The 18,545-nt window shown below is 70.0% G+C and carries 17 protein-coding genes; 15 read left to right on the forward strand and 2 right to left on the reverse strand.

Annotation, left to right across the window (positions count from 1 at the left end; genetic code table 11):
* Nucleotides 1-5: 5 nt before the first annotated feature.
* Nucleotides 6-2,204, reverse strand: coding sequence for an ATP-binding protein (locus ACFVUT_RS04990; protein WP_389647293.1), 2,199 nt, complete (start codon nucleotides 2,202-2,204; stop codon nucleotides 6-8).
* 257 nt (nucleotides 2,205-2,461) lie between these two features.
* Between ACFVUT_RS04990 and ACFVUT_RS04995 the strand changes: the two genes are divergently transcribed.
* The 13 genes from ACFVUT_RS04995 to nusB all read left to right on the forward strand — a co-directional run bounded on the left by ACFVUT_RS04995 (nucleotide 2,462) and on the right by nusB (nucleotide 15,941).
* Nucleotides 2,462-2,911 carry a DUF948 domain-containing protein gene (locus tag ACFVUT_RS04995; RefSeq protein WP_389647296.1) on the forward strand — a complete coding sequence of 150 codons (450 nt, stop codon included), beginning with the start codon at nucleotides 2,462-2,464 and terminating at the stop codon, nucleotides 2,909-2,911.
* A 7-nt stretch (nucleotides 2,912-2,918) separates the two neighbouring features.
* The gene (locus ACFVUT_RS05000; protein WP_389647299.1) at nucleotides 2,919-3,281 is read left to right on the forward strand and encodes a DUF6167 family protein; all 363 of its coding nucleotides are present in this window, start codon (nucleotides 2,919-2,921) and stop codon (nucleotides 3,279-3,281) included.
* Entirely contained in the window at nucleotides 3,281-5,950 is a 2,670-nt protein-coding gene (gene alaS / locus ACFVUT_RS05005) for an alanine--tRNA ligase (RefSeq protein ID WP_389647302.1), read from the forward strand. The genes ACFVUT_RS05000 and alaS overlap by 1 nt, the downstream gene beginning before the upstream one ends.
* A 17-nt stretch (nucleotides 5,951-5,967) precedes the next feature.
* A complete protein-coding gene (ruvX, locus tag ACFVUT_RS05010) occupies nucleotides 5,968-6,432 on the forward strand; it encodes a Holliday junction resolvase RuvX (RefSeq protein WP_389647305.1) in 465 nt (154 codons plus the stop codon).
* A gap of 94 nt (nucleotides 6,433-6,526) precedes the next feature.
* A complete protein-coding gene (mltG, locus tag ACFVUT_RS05015; protein ID WP_389647308.1) occupies nucleotides 6,527-8,395 on the forward strand; it encodes an endolytic transglycosylase MltG in 1,869 nt (622 codons plus the stop codon).
* Nucleotides 8,382-9,218 (forward strand): shikimate dehydrogenase, encoded by an 837-nt coding sequence (locus ACFVUT_RS05020; RefSeq protein ID WP_389647311.1) that lies wholly within the window; start codon nucleotides 8,382-8,384, stop codon nucleotides 9,216-9,218. Before mltG ends, ACFVUT_RS05020 begins: the two co-directional genes overlap by 14 nt.
* Nucleotides 9,219-9,364: 146 nt before the next feature.
* Nucleotides 9,365-10,549 carry a chorismate synthase gene (gene aroC / locus ACFVUT_RS05025; protein WP_389647314.1) on the forward strand — a complete coding sequence of 395 codons (1,185 nt, stop codon included), beginning with the start codon at nucleotides 9,365-9,367 and terminating at the stop codon, nucleotides 10,547-10,549.
* Nucleotides 10,546-12,192, forward strand: coding sequence for a 3-dehydroquinate synthase (gene aroB / locus ACFVUT_RS05030; RefSeq protein WP_389647316.1), 1,647 nt, complete (start codon nucleotides 10,546-10,548; stop codon nucleotides 12,190-12,192). The genes aroC and aroB overlap by 4 nt, the downstream gene beginning before the upstream one ends.
* A complete protein-coding gene (gene aroQ, locus ACFVUT_RS05035) occupies nucleotides 12,189-12,629 on the forward strand; it encodes a type II 3-dehydroquinate dehydratase (RefSeq protein WP_389647319.1) in 441 nt (146 codons plus the stop codon). Before aroB ends, aroQ begins: the two co-directional genes overlap by 4 nt.
* A 138-nt stretch (nucleotides 12,630-12,767) precedes the next feature.
* Nucleotides 12,768-13,589 carry a Pro-rich N-terminal domain-containing protein gene (locus ACFVUT_RS05040; protein ID WP_389647322.1) on the forward strand — a complete coding sequence of 274 codons (822 nt, stop codon included), beginning with the start codon at nucleotides 12,768-12,770 and terminating at the stop codon, nucleotides 13,587-13,589.
* A gap of 194 nt (nucleotides 13,590-13,783) precedes the next feature.
* On the forward strand, nucleotides 13,784-14,890 hold the full coding sequence (locus tag ACFVUT_RS05045; protein WP_389647325.1) for an aminopeptidase P family protein: 1,107 nt from the start codon (nucleotides 13,784-13,786) through the stop codon (nucleotides 14,888-14,890).
* A 50-nt stretch (nucleotides 14,891-14,940) separates the two neighbouring features.
* Entirely contained in the window at nucleotides 14,941-15,507 is a 567-nt protein-coding gene (efp, locus tag ACFVUT_RS05050; RefSeq protein ID WP_389647328.1) for an elongation factor P, read from the forward strand.
* A 2-nt stretch (nucleotides 15,508-15,509) separates the two neighbouring features.
* The gene (gene nusB, locus ACFVUT_RS05055) at nucleotides 15,510-15,941 is read left to right on the forward strand and encodes a transcription antitermination factor NusB (protein ID WP_389647331.1); all 432 of its coding nucleotides are present in this window, start codon (nucleotides 15,510-15,512) and stop codon (nucleotides 15,939-15,941) included.
* A 183-nt stretch (nucleotides 15,942-16,124) separates the two neighbouring features.
* On the opposite strand, the gene bldD is transcribed toward nusB, so the two are convergent.
* Complete coding sequence (gene bldD / locus ACFVUT_RS05060; protein WP_389647334.1) at nucleotides 16,125-16,625, reverse strand: transcriptional regulator BldD; 501 nt, start codon at nucleotides 16,623-16,625, stop codon at nucleotides 16,125-16,127.
* A 221-nt stretch (nucleotides 16,626-16,846) separates the two neighbouring features.
* On the opposite strand from bldD, the gene pyrR reads away from it, so the two are divergent.
* Together pyrR and ACFVUT_RS05070 are read left to right on the forward strand one after the other, a co-directional pair.
* Nucleotides 16,847-17,431, forward strand: a complete 585-nt coding sequence (gene pyrR, locus ACFVUT_RS05065) for a bifunctional pyr operon transcriptional regulator/uracil phosphoribosyltransferase PyrR (RefSeq protein WP_389647337.1) — start codon at nucleotides 16,847-16,849, stop codon at nucleotides 17,429-17,431.
* Between the two features lie 92 nt (nucleotides 17,432-17,523).
* Nucleotides 17,524-18,543, forward strand: coding sequence for an aspartate carbamoyltransferase catalytic subunit (locus ACFVUT_RS05070; protein WP_389647340.1), 1,020 nt, complete (start codon nucleotides 17,524-17,526; stop codon nucleotides 18,541-18,543).
* Nucleotides 18,544-18,545: the final 2 nt, after the last annotated feature.

Raw genomic sequence — 18,545 nt, forward strand, 5'->3', positions numbered from 1 at the left:
TCTCATCAGCGCTCGGGCCCGCCCTTTCCCCATGCGGGGGAAGGGGCGGGCCCGAGCGTCTGTCCCGGGTCCGGCAGCGGCCGGGAAAGCCGCTCGGGAGTCCCGGACCGGCTCCCGGACTCGCCCGCCAGAGCCCTGGCCACCGCCGCGTCGAGATCCAGTAGGCCGCCGGCCCGCAGCCCCGACTCGTAGGGGCCGTCGCCCAGCTCCCGACGCGCAAGCTCCTCGCACCGGGCACGCGGCTGTCCGTAGTGCGCCGAACCGAGCAGCGGCAGACCCACCGACTGCCAGACCCGGTCGGCGGCCCCCTGGAGCACCGCCGCCTCCGCCGCGTCCCCCTCGACCACCGTGACCAGGGCCAGCAGTTCCAGGGCGAGCACCGAGCCCAGCAGGTCATGAAACGTGTGGCTGACCGCCAGGGACTCCCCGAGCAGTTCCCGGGCCCGGTCCGCCCGGCCGTCCTCCAGCGCCGCGAAGGCCAGCACGTACAGCGCGTACGAGAGGGCCCACCGCTCCCCGTGATCCGCACAGATCTCCCTGACGTCCTCGCAGATCGCGGCCGCGCCGTCCAGATCACCGTGGAACCCGACCGCCATCGCCAGCTCGACCTGGGCCATCAGCACGTTGCTGTTCAGCTCGCCGAGCTCGCGGTAGCGACCGAGCGCGTCGTCCAGCATCTCCTGCGCCCTGACCATGTCACCGGTGACGAGCGCCAGACATCCCATCCGGTGCATCGCGTACGCGAGCGCGGTGGGATCGCCGGCCCGGTCGGCCTCGTCCCGGCACTCCTGGAGCGCGGAGATCGCGCCGACGGGATCGCCCTGGAGCACGGCCACATGTCCGAGCACCCACAGTGCCTTCAGCCGCGAGGGATCGGACGGCGTCTCCTCCTCCAGCACATGTTCCAGCCAGTGCCGGCCCTCCGAGAGGCGTCCGCAGCCCACCCAGAGGAACCAGAGGGTGCCCGCCAGGTACTGCGCGAGATGCGCCTCGCCCGGAATCTCCAGCGAACTCTCCATCGCCTGCCGCAGATTGGGCAGCTCGTTCTGGATCCGGGCCGCCACCTCCCCCTGCCGCGGGCTGAACCATTCCAGCTCGTACCAGGTGGCGAGGCCCAGGTACCAGTCGCGGTGACGGCGCCGCAGCCGGTCCGTGTCACCGGTGGCCACCAGCCACTCGGCGCCGTACTCCCGCACCGTGTCCAGCATCCGGTAACGGGTGCCCGCGGCCGAGTCCTCGCGTACGACGACGGACTGCGCGAGCAGCCCGGAGAGCACATCGAGCACCGACTCGGTCGGCAGATCGGCGCAGCTGCAGACGTACTCGACGGCCTCCAGGTCGAACTGCCCGGCGAACACGGACAGCCGTGCCCACAGCAGCCGCTGCTCCGGAGCGCAGAGTTCGTGACTCCAGCCGATGGCCGTGCGGAGCGTCTGGTGTCGTGCCGGCGCGCTGCGGCTGGAGCCGGTCAGCAGCTGGAAGCGATCGTCCAGGCGTTGCAGTACCTGTTCGGTGGAGAGGGCGCGCAGCCGCCCGGCGGCCAGCTCCAGCGCGAGCGGGATCCCGTCCAGCCGGCGGCACAGCTCGCGGGTGGCGGCGCGGTTGTCGTCGGTCAGCCGGAATCCCGGCAGTACGGCAGCCGCACGCTCCGCGAAGAGCGCCATGGCGTCTTCGTCGGTCATCGGCGGGAGCGGGAAGGTGACTTCGCCGTCGAGCTCCAGGGGAAGCCGGCCGGCGGCCAGCACCCGCAGCCGCGGAGCCTTGCGCAGCAGTTCCCGTACCAGTGGCGCGCAGGCGTCCACGAGATGCTCGAAGCCGTCGACCACCAGAAGGAGTTGGCGCTCGGCAAGATGTTCGATGAGCGTCGTGTGCGGCGGTCTGTTGGTGTGATCGGTGAGCCCCAGGGCGTCGACCAGCGCGTGTTCCAGCAGTGCGGGATCGTGCGTGGCGGACAGCTCCACCATCCGGACCCCGTCGCAGTACCGTTTCTCCATAAGCGTCGCGATCTTGGTGGCGCAGCGGGTCTTGCCCACTCCGCCCACTCCGACCACGGTGACGAGCCTCGACTCGTCGAGCACCTGGCTGAGCGCGGCCAGTTCGCCCTCGCGCCCCACGAATCTGCTCAGTTCCGCCGGGAGGTTCCCGGGGGCGGCGGAGTCGCTCGGATCGTGGGGGGAGGGGATGGGGCGGTGGGGGGTTCGCATGAAACACGCAGAGTACTGGCGCAGAAGCTCTCCGTACAATCTCCTTATGGGAACTGCTGTCCTCGCTGCCGGTAATGCGGTACAGGGCGCGACCACCGGCGCGATAGGCTCGGGAGACGACGATCGGCTGCTGTGGCAGCCGTCGCCGGACCGAGCAGAGACAGAGTTCAGTACAGAGTTTCAGTACAGAGTTCAGTACAGAGACAGTTCAGAGACAGCGACAAGCTAGAGAGCGGTGCACTGTGTCCGGTGGAGAGGTGGCCGGGATTCTGGTGGCCGTCTTCTGGGCGATCCTGGTTTCGTTCCTCGCCGTCGTCCTGGTGAGGCTGGCCCAGACGCTCAGGGCGACCACCAAGCTCGTGGCGGACGTGACCGAGCAGGCGGTCCCGCTGCTTGCCGACGCCTCCGCCACCGTGCGCTCCGCGCAGACCCAGCTCGACAAGGTCGATGCGATCGCGACGGACGTCCAGGAAGTCACGTCCAACGCCTCGGCGCTGTCCACCACGGTCGCCTCGGCCTTCGGAGGCCCGCTCGTGAAGGTCGCCGCGTTCGGTTACGGGGTACGGCAGGCCATCGGCCGCAAGAGCGGTCCGGAGCCGGAGCCCGACCGCCGGGCGGCCCGTCGTACGGTCATCGTCGGCCGCACCCTGCCGTCCGCGCGCGGACGGAAGCGCGACGGCAGAAACTCCCGCGGACCGAAGGACTGACGCAGCGATGTTCCGCCGTACGTTCTGGTTCACCGCCGGCGCCGCCGCCGGTGTCTGGGCCACCACCAAGGTCAACCGCAAGCTCAGGCAGCTGACCCCCGAAAGCCTTGCCGCGCAGGCCGCGGACAAGGCGGTCGAGACGGGCCACAGGCTCAAGGACTTCGCTCTCGACGTCCGTGACTCCATGGCCCGACGCGAGGCCGAACTGGGCGAGGCACTGGGCCTGGAGGCACCGGTCGACCCCGATCTCCCGGTGCGGCGCGCTTTCGCCGTCGGGACGGCCGAGGCCGTCGGACCGGACCGGTCGCTCGAAGCCGGCGACCACCGCAAGCTCCCCTACAACTCGTACAACCGGAATGAGGACCACTGATGGAGTCGGCTGAAATTCGTCGCCGCTGGCTGAGCTTCTTCGAGGAGCGCGGTCACACCGTCGTCCCTTCGGCGTCGCTCATCGCGGACGACCCGACTCTGCTGCTGGTCCCCGCGGGCATGGTCCCCTTCAAGCCGTACTTCCTCGGTGAGGTCAAGCCTCCGGCTCCGCGCGTCACCAGCGTGCAGAAGTGCGTCCGCACGCCGGACATCGAGGAGGTCGGCAAGACCACCCGGCACGGCACGTTCTTCCAGATGTGCGGCAACTTCTCCTTCGGCGACTACTTCAAGGAAGGCGCCATCACGCTTTCCTGGGAGCTGCTGACCAACCCGGTGGCGGACGGCGGCTTCGGACTCGACCCGGAGCGGCTGTGGATCACGGTCTACCTCGACGACGACGAGGCCGAGCAGATCTGGCGCGACAAGATCGGCGTACCGGCCGAGCGCATCCAGCGCCTGGGCAAGAAGGACAACTTCTGGTCCATGGGCGTCCCCGGCCCCTGCGGTCCCTGCTCCGAGATCAACTACGACCGCGGTCCCGAGTTCGGCGTCGAGGGCGGCCCGGCCGTCAACGACGAGCGCTACGTGGAGATCTGGAACCTGGTCTTCATGCAGTTCGAGCGGGGTGCCGGTGACGGCAAGGAGGACTTCCCGATCCTCGGCGACCTGCCGTCGAAGAACATCGACACGGGTCTGGGCCTGGAACGCCTCGCCATGATCCTGCAGGGCGTACAGAACATGTACGAGACCGACACCCTGCGCGTCGTCATGGACCGGGCCACCGAACTGACCGGCGTCCGCTACGGCGCCGAGCACGGCTCCGATGTCTCGCTCCGTGTGGTCGCCGACCACATCCGTACCTCCGCGATGCTGATCGGTGACGGTGTCACCCCCGGCAACGAGGGCCGTGGCTACGTGCTGCGCCGCATCATGCGCCGGGCCATTCGCAACATGCGTCTGATGGGTGCCACGGGCCCGGTCGTCAAGGAACTGGTCGACGTCGTGATCAACACGATGGGGCAGCAGTACCCGGAGCTGATCACCGACCGCACGCGCATCGAGACCGTCGCCCTGGCCGAGGAGGCCGCCTTCCTCAAGGCCCTCAGGGGCGGCACCAACATCCTCGACACCGCCGTCACCGAGACCAAGGCCGCCGGCGGCAGGGTCCTCGCCGGCGACAAGGCCTTCCTGCTCCACGACACCTGGGGCTTCCCGATCGACCTCACCCTGGAGATGGCCGCCGAGCAGGGCCTCTCGGTGGACGAGGACGGCTTCCGCCGCCTGATGAAGGAGCAGCGGGAGCGGGCCAAGGCCGACGCCAAGGCCAAGAAGACCGGCCACGCCGACCTCTCCGCCTACCGTGAGGTCGCCGACAGCTCCGGCATCACCGAGTTCACCGGCTACACCACCACCTCGGGCGAGTCGACCGTCGTCGGCCTGCTCGTCGACGGTGTGCCCTCGCCCGCCGCCACCGAGGGCGACGAGGTCGAAGTCATCCTGGACCGCACCCCGTTCTACGCCGAGGGCGGCGGCCAGCTCGCCGACCAGGGACGGATCCGGCTCGACAGCGGCGCCGTCATCAAGGTCCGCGACGTCCAGCAGCCCGTCCCCGGCCTCTCCGTCCACAAGGGTTCGGTGCAGGTCGGCGAGGTGACCGTCGGGGCCATCGCCTACGCCGCCATCGACACGACCCGCCGCCGCGCCATCGCCCGCGCCCACAGCGCCACGCACCTCACGCACCAGGCGCTGCGCGACGCGCTGGGCCCGACGGCCGCCCAGGCCGGTTCGGAGAACTCGCCGGGCCGCTTCCGCTTCGACTTCGGCTCGCCCGCCGCCGTGCCCGGCACGGTTCTCACCGATGTCGAGCAGAAGATCAACGAGGTGCTCGCCCGCGAGCTCGACGTCCAGGCCGAGGTCATGCCGATCGCCGAGGCCAAGAAGCAGGGTGCCATCGCCGAGTTCGGCGAGAAGTACGGCGAGCAGGTCCGGGTCGTCACCATCGGGGACTTCTCGAAGGAGCTCTGCGGCGGTACGCACGTCCACAACACGGCCCAGCTGGGTCTGGTGAAGCTGCTCGGCGAATCGTCCATCGGGTCCGGTGTGCGCCGTATCGAGGCTCTCGTCGGCGTCGACGCGTACAACTTCCTCGCCAGGGAGCACACCGTCGTCGCCCAGCTCCAGGAGCTGGTCAAGGGCCGCCCCGAGGAGCTTCCCGAGAAGATCGCCGGCATGCTCGGCAAGCTGAAGGACGCCGAGAAGGAGATCGAGAAGTTCCGTGCGGAGAAGGTCCTCCAGGCCGCCGCCGGACTGGTCGACTCCGCCAAGGACGTGCGCGGCGTCGCCCTGGTCACCGGGCAGGTCCCGGACGGCACCTCGGCCGACGACCTGCGCAGGCTCGTTCTCGACGTGCGCGGGCGCATCCAGGGCGGCCGCCCTGCCGTCGTGGCCCTGTTCACCACCGCCAACGGCCGCCCGCTGACCGTGATCGCCACCAACGAGGCCGCCCGTGAGCGCGGACTCAAGGCCGGTGACCTGGTCCGTACGGCCGCGAAGACCCTCGGTGGCGGCGGCGGTGGCAAGCCGGACGTCGCCCAGGGCGGCGGTCAGCACCCCGAGGCCATCGGCGCCGCCGTGGCCGCGGTCGAACGCCTCGTCACCGAGACGGCGTGACGGCGGGAGTGACGCGGATGCGCCGAGGCCGACGTCTCGCGATCGATGTCGGGGACGCCCGGATCGGGGTCGCCTCGTGCGACCCCGACGGGATCCTCGCCACGCCGGTGGAAACCGTTCCGGGACGCGATGTCCCGGCGGCCCACCGGCGGCTCGGGCAGATCGTCGAGGAGTACGAGCCGATTGAGATCATCATCGGTCTGCCGCGGTCCCTCGGCGGCGGCGAAGGCCCCGCCGCCGCCAAGATCCGGGTCTTCGCCCAGGAGGTCGCCCGTTCGGTCTCACCCATTCCGGTACGACTGGTGGACGAAAGGATGACCACAGTGACGGCGGCCCACGGGCTGCGCGCCTCCGGCGTGAAGTCCAAGAAGGGCCGTTCCGTCATCGATCAGGCCGCCGCTGTGGTGATCCTCCAGAATGCTCTGGAGTCCGAACGGGCGTCGGGCGAAGCCCCCGGCGAAGGCGTCGAAGTGGCTCTCTGATCGCGATACGGTAACGTTCCGCGCGATGTGGCGGTGTTCGAACAAACGCCGCACAGCAAGAGACGGAATGTCGTCTCGCGGCTCTAGGGGATCGATGACTGAGTATGGCCGGGGCCCCGGCTCCGAACCGTGGCATCCCGAGGATCCCCTGTACGGGGACCAGGGGTGGGGAGGACAGCAGCCCGCCCACGGCCAGAACCAGTACGACGGCGGTCAGCAGCCCTACCCCCAGGACCCGTACGCGCAGCACCAGCCCCAGGATCCGTACGCGCAGCAACCGCAGACCCCGTACGCGCAGCAGCACCAGCCCCATGATCCGTACGCGCAGCAGCAGCCCCAGGGCCCGTACGCGCAGCAACCGCAGGATCCGTACGCGCAGCAGCACCAGCAGCAGGACCCGTACGCGCAGCAGCACTACCAGCAGCAGCCTCAATACGGCGTCCCGCAGGATCCGTATGCGCAGCAGAACCAGCCCCAGCAGAACCAGCCCCAGCAGAACCAGCCGCAGCACCAGCCGCAGCAGAACCAGCCCCAGCAGCCTCCGTACGACAACGGCGGCTGGGACACCGGGCAGCAGTCCGCCGCGATGCCGTACGACGCCCAGCAGGCCGACCCGTACAGCGGTCGGCAGGCCGGCTACGGCGAGAGGCAGGACTACTACGGCACGCAGGAGGCGTATCCGCCGCCGCAGCCCCCGGGCCGTCGCGGGGCCGCCGCCGAGCAGGCTCCCGCGCAGAGTCCCGACTGGGATCCCGAGGTCCAGCCGGAGGAGACCCACCCCTTCTTCACGGGGGACGACGACCGCGACGACAACGACGACGACCCGCGTGAGTCGCGCCGCGGAGGCCGCGGCGGCAGCGAGCGCCGCGGTGGCAAGAGCAAGAAGAAAGGCCGCAGCGGCTGCGCCTGCCTGGTCGTCTCGCTGGTGCTGGTCGGCGGCCTCGGCACAGTGGCCTACTTCGGTTATTCGTTCTGGCAGGACAAGTTCGGCGCGGCGCCCGACTACAGCGGACAGGGCACCGGAGAGGTCGAGGTCGAGATCCAGAAGGGTGCCTTCGGCTACGACATCGGCAACATCCTGAAGCAGAAGGGCGTCGTCAAGAGCGTCGACGCGTTCGTCGCCGCACAGAACGACAACCCCAAGGGCAAGTCGATCCAGGCGGGCGTCTATCTGCTCCACAAGGAGATGTCCGCGGCCGAGGCCGTGAAGATGATGGTCGACCCCAACAGCCAGAATCTGCTGATCATTCCCGAAGGTTTCCGCAACGTCACCATCTACGGCATGGTGGACAAGAAGCTGGGCCTCAAACAGGGAACGACCAAGGGGATCGCCGCTTCCAACGCGTCCGACCTCGGTCTGCCCGACTGGGCGAACGACGACAAGGACATCAAGGATCCGCTGGAAGGATTCCTCTACCCGGCCGCCTATCCGGTCACCAAGGAAACCAAGCCGGAGACGATCCTGAAGAAGATGGTCTCCCGCGCCAACGAGGAGTACGGCAAGCTCGACCTCGAAGGAACGGCCAAGAAGTACGACCTCGACGGTCCGTGGCAGGTGATCACGGTCGCCAGCCTCGTCCAGGCGGAGGGCCTCACGCACGACGACTTCCGCAAGATGGCCGAAGTCGTCTACAACCGCTTGAAGTCGGACAACACGGTGACCAACCGTAAGCTTGAATTCGACTCCGCGTTCAATTACCTCAAGAACCAGAGCAAGATCAAGATCGGGTCGAGTGAGATCCGTAGCAATTCGGACCCTTACAACACCTATTACCACCAGGGACTTCCGCCGGGTCCGATCAGCAATCCGGGCGACGAGGCCCTGCGAGCGACGCTCAATCCCACGCATGACGGGTGGATGTTCTTCATCTCGCTGGACGGCAAGAAGACCGAATTCACCAAGACGGCCGCTGAGCACGAGAAGCTCAACCAGAAGTTCAAGGAACAGCATGGCCTCGACTGACGGGCGCCACCGGGCAGCCGTTCTCGGCTCGCCCATCGCCCACTCGCTCTCCCCGGTCCTGCACCGGGCCGCGTACCGCGAGCTCGGCCTCACCGCATGGTCGTACGACCGCTTCGAGATCGACGAGGCCGCGCTGCCCGGCTTCGTCCAGGGGCTCGACTCCACGTGGGCCGGACTCTCGCTGACCATGCCGCTCAAGCGCGCGATCATCCCGCTGCTGGACTCCATCAGCGAGACCGCCTCCTCGGTGGAGGCCGTGAACACGGTCGTCCTCACCGAGGACGGACGACGGGTCGGCGACAACACCGATGTCCCCGGCATGATCGCCGCGCTGCGTGAACGCGGGGTGGAGAAGACCGAGTCGGCCGCTGTACTCGGTGCCGGAGCGACCGCTTCCTCGGCCCTCGCCGCGCTGTCCGAGATCTGCACGGGTCCGGTCACGGCGTACGTCCGCAGCCGGGAGCGGGGCCAGGAGATGTGCGGCTGGGGTGAACGCCTCGGTGTCGACGTCCGGATCTCCGACTGGTCAGAGGCCGAGCAGGCACTGCACGCCCCGCTGGTCGTCGCCACCACCCCTGCAGGCACCACCGACGTGCTCACCGGCGCCGTGCCGGACCGGCCCGGCACACTCTTCGACGTGCTGTACGAGCCCTGGCCGACGGCACTCGCCGCAGCCTGGTCGGCCCGCGACGGCGCAGTCGTCGGAGGTCTCGACCTCCTGGTGCACCAGGCCGTCCTCCAGATCGAACAGATGACAGGCCGTGTGCCCGCGCCGCTCGCCGCCGTGCGGCAGGCCGGGGAAGCGGCACTGGCCGCCCGCTGACCAGCGCCGCCGACCGCGGCACGCGTCCGTCTGCTGGACCGGCGACCGGCCCACGGGCCCGGCCGTGGGAGGATCGAAGGCGGCGGGCCAGGGCCGCGCACCCGGTCGCGCCGTTGCAGTTCCAGGCGCGAGCATGAGGAGCACCGTTGAGCAGGTTGCGCTGGCTGACCGCGGGGGAGTCCCACGGCCCCGCACTCGTGGCGACGCTGGAGGGTCTTCCCGCCGGCGTCCCGATCACCACGGAGATGGTGGCGGACGCACTCGCCCGGCGGCGGCTCGGTTACGGCCGAGGTGCGCGGATGAAGTTCGAGCGGGACGAGGTCACCTTCCTCGGCGGGGTGCGCCACGGTCTCACCATGGGTTCCCCGGTCGCCGTGATGGTGGGCAACACCGAGTGGCCCAAGTGGGAGCAGGTCATGTCGGCCGATCCCGTCGATCCCGACGTGTTGGCCGAGCTGGCCCGCAACGCTCCGCTGACCCGCCCGCGACCGGGCCACGCCGACCTCGCGGGTATGCAGAAGTACGGCTTCGACGAGGCCCGGCCGGTCCTGGAGCGGGCCAGCGCCCGGGAGACCGCGGCGAGGGTCGCGCTCGGTGCCGTCGCACGGTCGTACCTCAAGGAGACCGCGGGCATCGAGATCGTCAGCCATGTCGTCGAACTCGCCGCGGCCAAGGCACCCTACGGCGTCTACCCGACGCCCGCCGACGTCGAACGGCTCGACGCCGACCCGGTGCGCTGTCTGGACGCCGACGCGAGCAAGGAGATGGTCGCCGAGATCGACCAGGCCCACAAGGACGGCGACACCCTCGGTGGTGTGGTCGAGGTGCTCGCGTACGGAGTGCCCGTCGGCCTCGGCTCGCACGTGCACTGGGACCGCCGTCTCGACGCCCGGCTCGCGGGGGCCCTGATGGGCATTCAGGCCATCAAGGGCGTCGAGGTGGGCGACGGCTTCGACCTGGCACGGGTGCCCGGCTCCGAGGCGCACGACGAGATCCTGGTCACCGAGGACGGCATCAAGCGCGCCTCCGGCCGCTCCGGCGGCACCGAGGGCGGCCTGACGACCGGAGAGCTGCTGCGGGTCCGCGCCGCGATGAAGCCCATCGCGACCGTGCCCCGCGCGCTTGCCACCGTCGACGTCGTCACCGGTGAACCCGCCAAGGCCCACCACCAGCGCTCCGATGTCTGTGCCGTTCCGGCTGCGGGCATCGTCGCCGAGGCCATGGTCGCGCTGGTCCTCGCCGACGCCGTCGCCGAGAAGTTCGGCGGGGACAGCGTCGCCGAGACCCACCGCAACGTGCAGTCGTACCTCGACCACCTGCGGATCCGATGAGCGGCCCGCTGATCGTCCTCGTCGGACCGATGGGCGTCGGCAAGTCCACCGTCGGTGAAATCCTCGCCGAACGGCTCGGCACCACCTACCGGGACACCGACGCGGACGTGGTCGCCACGGCAGGCAAGCCGATCTCGGAGATCTTCTACGACGAGGGCGAGGAGCACTTCCGCGAGCTGGAGCGCCGGGCGGTGCACACCGCCGTCGCCGAGCACCCGGGCGTCCTCTCCCTCGGCGGCGGCGCCGTGCTCGACGGGACGACCCGCGCACTGCTCGACGGCCGCCCCGTCGTCTACCTCTCCATGGACGTGGACGAAGCGGTCAGGCGGGTCGGCCTGAACACCGCCCGCCCGCTGCTCGCCGTCAACCCGCGCCGGCAGTGGCGCGAGCTGATGGACGCCCGGCGCCATCTGTACACCGAGGTGGCCCGGGCGACCGTCGCCACCGACGAGCGCACACCCGAAGAGGTCGCCCAGGCGGTCCTCGACGCACTGGAACTGCCGGAGCGCACGGACGACCCCGTCACCCCCGGCCGGGAGAACACACGTATGACCGAGCAGGGACTCATCCGTATCCCGATCGCCGGCAGCGCGGGCACCGACCCGTACGAGGTGCTGGTCGGCCGCCGCCTCCTCGGCGAGCTGCCGTCACTCATCGGCGACCGCGCCAAGAGGGTCGCCGTGCTGCACCCCGAGGCGCTCGCCGAGACCGGTGAGGCGATCCGTCAGGACCTCGCCGAGCAGGGCTACGAAGCCATCGCGATCCAGCTGCCGAACGCGGAGGAGGCCAAGACCGTCGAGGTCGCGGCCTACTGCTGGAAGGCGCTCGGGCAGACCGGCTTCACCCGCACCGACGTCATCGTCGGTGTCGGCGGCGGAGCCACCACCGATGTCGCCGGATTCGTCGCGGCGACCTGGCTGCGCGGGGTGCGCTGGATCGCCGTACCGACGACCGTGCTCGCCATGGTCGACGCGGCTGTCGGCGGCAAGACCGGCATCAACACCGCGGAGGGCAAGAACCTCGTCGGCGCCTTCCATCCGCCCGCCGGGGTCCTCTGCGATCTCGCCGCCCTGGACTCGCTGCCCGTCCACGACTACGTCAGCGGCATGGCCGAGGTCATCAAGGCCGGCTTCATCGCCGACCCGGCGATCCTGGACCTCATCGAGGCGGACCCGGAAGGCGCCCGTACGCCCTCCGGAGCACACACCGCCGAGCTGATCGAGCGAGCCATCCGGGTCAAGGCCGAGGTCGTCTCCAGCGACCTCAAGGAGTCCGGGCTGCGCGAGATCCTCAACTACGGCCACACCCTGGCCCACGCCATCGAGAAGAACGAGCGCTACAAGTGGCGGCACGGGGCGGCCGTCTCGGTCGGCATGGTCTTCGCGGCCGAGCTGGGCCGGCTGGCCGGTCGCCTGGACGACGCCACCGCCGACCGGCACCGGGCCGTCCTGGAGTCCGTCGGACTGCCGCTCACCTACCGCGGCGACCAGTGGCCCAAACTGCTGGAGAACATGAAGGTCGACAAGAAGTCCCGCGGCGACCTGCTGCGCTTCATCGTCCTCGACGGCCTCGGCAAGCCCACCGTGCTGGAGGGCCCCGACCCGGCCGTGCTGCTCGCCGCCTACGGGGAGGTGTCGGCGTGACCCGTCGGGTTCTCGTCCTCAACGGGCCGAATCTCGGCCGGCTCGGCTCCCGCGAGCCCGATGTGTACGGCGCCACGTCCTACGCCGGACTCGTCGAGACCTGCCAGACCCTCGGCAAGGAGCTCGGCTTCGACGTCGACGTACGGGAGACCAACGACGAGGGCGAACTGATCCGCTGGCTGCACGAAGCGGCGGACGGTTCAATTCCGGTCGTTCTCAACCCGGGAGCCTTCACCCACTACTCGTACGGAATGAGGGACGCGGCGGCGCAGCGCACCGCGCCGCTGATCGAGGTGCACATCTCGAACCCTTACGCACGGGAGGAATTCCGCCACCACTCCGTGGTGGCGCCGGTCGCCACGGGTACCGTGGCCGGATTCGGCATCGGTTCCTACCGCCTCGCCCTGCGTGCCCTCGCGGACGAGCTGACCGGCTGACGGACCGGCACACCGGTCGGCCCGTCCGGCCGACGGGCACCATGGGCCGTTCCCGACCGTTGTCCCAGCGGCGGCCGGGAACGGTACGGTTGCCGTTCCACCAGCGCGAGTTGCCTGTACGAGACGGAGTGGCACCGGATGCAGCACGCAGTGGGGGCCCCGCTGCCGCCGCCCCAAGGCCCCGGGAGCGGACCTGTCGGCTGGACGCACCAGGCCCAGCACCCCGGACCGCCGGGGCCGCCGGGGCCGCCGCCCATCACCCCTCCCACGCCCCAGGGCTGGAGCGGCCCCGCACCGCAGCACGCCCCGGCGCCTCCCTCGCGGGAGACGACCGGGCACGTCCAGCTGCCGCCCGGCGGACCCGTTCCGCTGCCCGCGCCACCCGCCGAGCCCGGCACCGGCAGCGCAACGCTCGCCGTGCTCCTGATCGGCCCGGCGGGCGCCGGGAAGACCACCGTGGCCAAGCTCTGGGCCAGCCGTCGCCGAGTTCCGACCGCCCACGTCAGCCTCGACGACGTGCGCGAATGGGTCTGCTCCGGCTTCGCCGACCCCCAGGCCGGTTGGAACGACCACTCCGAGGCCCAGTACCGCCTGGCCCGTCGCACCTGCGGCTTCGCCGCGCGCAACTTCCTCGCCAACGGCATCTCCTGCATCCTGGACGACGCCGTCTTCCCGGACCGGCCGGTCGTCGGCCTCGGGGGCTGGAAGCGCCATGTCGGCCCCGGACTGCTGCCTGTCGTCCTGCTGCCGGGCCTGGAGATCGTGCTGGAGCGCAATGCCGCCCGCTCCGGCAACCGCCGCCTCTCGGACGAGGAGGTCGCCCGGATCCACGGCCGGATGGCCGGCTGGTACGGCTCCGGACTGCCGATCATCGACAACTCGACGTACGACGTGGAGACCACGGCCCGTGTTCTGGACGACATACTTGCCCGCTCCATAGCGAGCCCTCCGGCCTGGTGAACGGGCGGCGGCCGGTCGGCGGTGCTCCGGTCCGGCGAGGGGTGCGGTGAGACCGGCGACGGTGCTCCTGGCCGGGCGAGGGCCCGGTGAATCCGGCGGCGGGCGGTGCTCCTGGCCGGGCGAGGGGCCAGTGGCCGCCCCCGGTCGGATGCGCTGACCGAGCAGGCCGGCGCCACCGCTCGTAGGCTCGTGACATGTCAGACGTGTACGCCGTCCGCCGCGGGCTGCTCCGCGACCGGTGCACCGCCGTCGGATCCGCGGCCGCTCTGGTCTCCCGCCCCGCCAACGTCCGCTATCTCGCCGGCGGAGCGCCCTCCGGCGCCGTGCTGCTGCTCGGGCCCTGCGAGGACGTTCTGCTCAGCCCCCGTGCCCCGGCCGGCGACCCCGCCCACGGGCGCCCCGACGACCGGCTGCGGGTGTCACTGATGCCGGCCACCGACGGCGATCCGGTGATCGCTGCCGCGGAGCTGGCCGCCTCCCGCGGCGCGGAGTCCCTGGCCGTCGAGGAACACCACCTGACCGTCTCCCGGCACCGGGCCATGGGCTCGGTGCTCCCGCGGCTGAGGCTCGCCGATCTCGGTGCCGTCGTCGAGCAGCTGCGCGTCGTCAAGGACGAGGAGGAGATCGCCTGCCTGCGGATCGCCGCCGAGATCACCGACCAGGCCCTGGGCGAACTCCTCGAATCCATCCTGGTGGGCCGCACCGAACGGCATCTCGCTCTGGAGCTGGAGCGACGCCTGGTGGATCACGGCGCCGACGGTGCCGCTTTCGCCACTTCCGTGGCGACCGGGCCGAACTCCGGCCAGGGCCGCCACCGCCCCTCGGACCGGCGGGTGGAGGAGGGGGATTTCCTCTCCGTCTGCCTGGGCGCGAACTATCGCGGCTACCGCTGCGAGATCGGCCGCACCTTCGTCATCGGAACGAGCCCGGCCGACTGGCAGATCGAGCTCTACGACCTGGTCTTCGCCGCTCAGCGGGCCGGGCGCGAGGCCCTTGTGCCCGGTGCCGCCTACCGTGACGTGGACCGTGCGGCCCGCCATCTCCTGGACTCCGCGGGACACGGCAGCGGCCTCGCACCGAGCACCGGGCACGGAGTGGGGCTCGAAATCGACGAGGACCCGCAGCTGGCACCCGCGGCCATGGGTAAACTGGACGCTTGTGTGCCGGTCACCGTCGAACCGGGGGTCCACCTCCCGGGCCGGGGCGGGGTCCGGATCGATGACACGCTCGTCGTGCGCCCCGAGGCGGACGGCGGACCCGAGCTACTCACCATTACGACCAAGGAGCTGCTCGCGCTCTAGCGCGCATCCTCGGTCGTTCCACCAGCTTCAGTCCAGGAGATTCCGCAACCGTGGCTTCCACGAACGACCTCAAGAACGGCCTGGTGCTCAAGCTCGACGGAGGCCAGCTCTGGTCCGTCGTCGAGTTCCAGCACGTCAAGCCCGGCAAGGGCCCGGCCTTCGTGCGCACCAAGCTCAAGAACGTGCTGTCCGGCAAGGTCGTCGACAAGACGTTCAACGCCGGCGTGAAGGTCGAAACGGCCACCATCGACCGTCGCGACATGCAGTTCTCGTACATGGACGGCGAGTACTTCGTCTTCATGGACATGGACACGTACGACCAGCTCATGGTCGACCGCAAGTCTGTCGGCAACGCCGCCAACTTCCTGATCGAGGGCTTCACCGCCTCCGTCGCCCAGCACGAGGGCGAGGTGCTCTACGTCGAGCTGCCCGCCGCCGTCGAGCTGACCGTCAAGCACACCGACCCGGGCGTCCAGGGTGACCGCTCCACCGGCGGCACCAAGCCCGCCACGCTGGAGACCGACTACGAGATCGGCGTCCCGCTCTTCATCACCACAGGTGAGAAGATCAAGGTCGACACCCGCACGGGCGACTACCTCGGCCGGGTGAACAGCTAACCGTGGCTGCCCGGAACAAGGCCCGCAAGCGCGCTTTCCAGATCCTCTTCGAGGCCGACCAGCGCGGTGAGTCCGTGCAGACGGTCCTCGCGGACTGGGTGCGGCACTCGCGGACCGACAACCGCCAGCCGCCGGTCACCGAGTACACGATGGAGCTCGTCGAGGGGTACGCGCGCTACGCGGGCCGGATCGACGAGCTCATCGTGACCTACGCCGTGGACTGGGAGCTCGACCGGATGCCGGTCGTCGACCGGAACATCCTGCGCCTCGGGGCCTACGAGCTGATCTGGGTGGACGAGACCCCGGACGCCGTCGTGATCGACGAGGCGGTCCAGCTCGCCAAGGAGTTCTCCACCGATGACTCCCCGTCCTTCGTGAACGGGCTGCTGGCCCGGTTCAAGGACCTCAAGCCGAACCTCCGCCGGGAGCAGTAGCCTCCTGCGGTTTGTTCGGCCGACGAAGGGCCCGCGATCCCGCGAGACGTCCACAGCGTCTCCTGCGACCGCGGGCCCTTCGGCGTGAAAGGACCGGCTTTCGTGCCACGAAAAAACCGTGTCGGCGCGGCCACCCGGACGGGTGAACCGCGCCGACACGGCGGCACGTTTCTGCTGGTGGCCTCAGCCCTCTTCGTGGGCGACGGCGCGGCGCGCGTCGGCGTCCAGCACGCCCCAGCTGATCAGCTGGTCCGTGAGCACGGACGGCGACTGGTCGTAGATCACGGCCAGCGTGCGCAGGTCGTCCTGGCGGATCGAGAGCACCTTGCCGTTGTAGTCGCCGCGCTGGCTCTGGATCGTCGCGGCGTAGCGCTGCAGCGGTCCGGCCTTCTCCGGCGGGACGTGGGCCAGGCGCTCCAGGTCCAGGACGAGCTTCGGCGGCGGCTCGGCGGCACCGCCGGGCGTCGTGCCGGGCAGGAGCTCCTGCACCGGGACTCCGTAGAAGTCGGCGAGCTCGGCGAGGCGCTGGACGGTCACGGCACGGTCGCCGCGCTCGTACGAACCGACCACGACGGCCTTCCAGCGGCCCTGGGACTTTTCCTCGACACCATGGAGGGAGAGGCCCTGCTGGGTACGGATGGCACGGAGTTTGGCCCCGAGCTGTTTTGCGTATTCGCTGGACATGAAGGCTCCCCGGACGCTGGAACATTTTGCGGCTGCGCCGCGTGGCTGGTAACTCACTGTGAGGTTACGCAGCGTTACTTGGATGCGTCAAGCCGAGTGGTCCGGACCGGCATCTCCGGGGGTGCCACCAGGGCCCTGCGCAAGCCCTGGTAACGTGGATGACGCAATTTCGACGTCCTTTAAGATCCGTCCAGTGAGGCGGAGAAGGAGGTCCGTTTCTTATGGACGCACACCACGAAGCCACCGGCAATACGGCACGCCCCGTTCTTGAGGCCCCCGACATCGCCCGAGTGCTGACCCGAATCGCCCACGAGATCGTCGAACGCGCCAAAGGCGCCGATGACGTGGTGCTCCTCGGCATCCCGACGCGAGGCGTCTTCCTCGCCGGTCGGCTCGCCGAAAAACTCGAAGAGATCACCGGCCGGAAGATGCCGGTCGGCTCCCTCGACATCACCATGTACCGCGACGACCTGAGGCTGCGGCCGGCACGGGCCCTGGCCCGCACCGACATCCCCGGCGAGGGCATCGAGGGCCGCCTGGTCGTCCTCGTCGACGACGTCCTCTTCTCCGGCCGTACGATCCGTGCCGCGCTCGACGCGCTGGGCGACATCGGCCGGCCTCGCGCGGTGCAGCTCGCGGTCCTCGTCGACCGGGGTCACCGCGAACTCCCGATCCGTGCCGACTACGTCGGCAAGAACCTCCCCACGTCGCTGCGGGAGACGGTCAAGGTCCAGCTCGCCGAGGAGGACGGTCGCGACGCCGTACTGCTCGGCGTCCAGCAGACCGCCCCGGCAGGCGCGCAGTAGCCGCACTTCACCCGTACGGAGTACCGCGTACCCGTACGGCCGCTTCCGCACGCCCGCATGCCTGAACCCTCCAGCCCCCGGAGAACACCCAGATGAAGCGTCACCTCATCTCGGCCGCCGACCTCACCCGCGACGACGCCGTCCTGATCCTCGACACCGCCGAGGAAATGGCCCGGGTCGCGGACCGGCCGATCAAGAAGCTCCCGACCCTGCGCGGCCGTACCGTCGTCAACCTCTTCTTCGAGGACTCGACGCGTACCCGCATCTCCTTCGAGGCAGCCGCCAAGCGCCTCTCCGCCGATGTCATCAACTTCTCCGCGAAGGGCTCGTCCGTCTCCAAGGGCGAATCGCTCAAGGACACCGCGCTGACCCTGGAGGCGATGGGTGCCGACGCCGTCGTCATCCGGCACAGCGCCTCCGGAGCCCCGTACCGCCTCGCCACGTCCGGCTGGATCGACGGCGCCGTGGTCAACGCCGGTGACGGCACCCACGAGCACCCGACCCAGGCGCTCCTGGACGCCTTCACCCTGCGCCGCCGCCTCGTCGGAGCCGACAGCGGTATCGGCCGGGACCTCGAAGGCCGCCGGATCACCATCGTCGGTGACATCCTGCACAGCCGGGTGGCCCGCTCCAACGTCCACCTGCTGACCACGCTGGGCGCCCACGTCACCCTGGTGGCCCCGCCGACTCTCGTCCCGGTCGGTGTCGAGCAGTGGCCGTGCGACGTCAACTACCACCTCGACGAGGTGCTGCCGAAGTCCGACGCGGTGATGATGCTGCGTGTGCAGCGCGAACGGATGAACGCCGCCTTCTTCCCCACCGAGCGCGAGTACTCCCGCCGGTACGGCCTGGACGCCGACCGCATGGCGAAGATGCCCGGGCACGCCATCGTCATGCACCCCGGCCCGATGGTCCGCGGCATGGAGATCACCGCCGAGGTCGCCGACTCCGACCGGTGCACGGTCGTCGAGCAGGTCGCCAACGGCGTCTCGATCCGCATGGCCGTGCTGTACCTGCTGCTGGGCGGCTCGGAGCCCGCCGCCCCGGCTCAGCCGCCGGCCGCCTCCCGCCCCTCGCCCGCCGCCACCCTTGATTCCGAGGAGAACAAGTAACC

Origin of the sequence: Streptomyces sp. NPDC058051 (assembly GCF_042885475.1) — a bacterium.
Classification (GTDB): domain Bacteria; phylum Actinomycetota; class Actinomycetes; order Streptomycetales; family Streptomycetaceae; genus Streptomyces.

Excerpts from the sequence above, each read along its gene's own strand:
- ACFVUT_RS05020 (WP_389647311.1), top strand. The coding sequence starts at position 8,382 with ATGGCCTCGACTGACGGGCGCCACCGGGCAGCCGTTCTCGGCTCGCCC.
- ruvX (WP_389647305.1), top strand. The coding sequence starts at position 5,968 with ATGCGCCGAGGCCGACGTCTCGCGATCGATGTCGGGGACGCCCGGATC.
- pyrR (WP_389647337.1), top strand. The coding sequence starts at position 16,847 with ATGGACGCACACCACGAAGCCACCGGCAATACGGCACGCCCCGTTCTT.
- ACFVUT_RS04990 (WP_389647293.1), bottom strand. The coding sequence starts at position 2,204 with ATGCGAACCCCCCACCGCCCCATCCCCTCCCCCCACGATCCGAGCGAC.
- mltG (WP_389647308.1), top strand. The coding sequence starts at position 6,527 with ATGACTGAGTATGGCCGGGGCCCCGGCTCCGAACCGTGGCATCCCGAG.
- ACFVUT_RS05040 (WP_389647322.1), top strand. The coding sequence starts at position 12,768 with ATGCAGCACGCAGTGGGGGCCCCGCTGCCGCCGCCCCAAGGCCCCGGG.
- aroB (WP_389647316.1), top strand. The coding sequence starts at position 10,546 with ATGAGCGGCCCGCTGATCGTCCTCGTCGGACCGATGGGCGTCGGCAAG.
- alaS (WP_389647302.1), top strand. The coding sequence starts at position 3,281 with ATGGAGTCGGCTGAAATTCGTCGCCGCTGGCTGAGCTTCTTCGAGGAG.
- ACFVUT_RS05070 (WP_389647340.1), top strand. The coding sequence starts at position 17,524 with ATGAAGCGTCACCTCATCTCGGCCGCCGACCTCACCCGCGACGACGCC.
- bldD (WP_389647334.1), bottom strand. The coding sequence starts at position 16,625 with ATGTCCAGCGAATACGCAAAACAGCTCGGGGCCAAACTCCGTGCCATC.
- ACFVUT_RS05045 (WP_389647325.1), top strand. The coding sequence starts at position 13,784 with ATGTCAGACGTGTACGCCGTCCGCCGCGGGCTGCTCCGCGACCGGTGC.
- ACFVUT_RS05000 (WP_389647299.1), top strand. The coding sequence starts at position 2,919 with ATGTTCCGCCGTACGTTCTGGTTCACCGCCGGCGCCGCCGCCGGTGTC.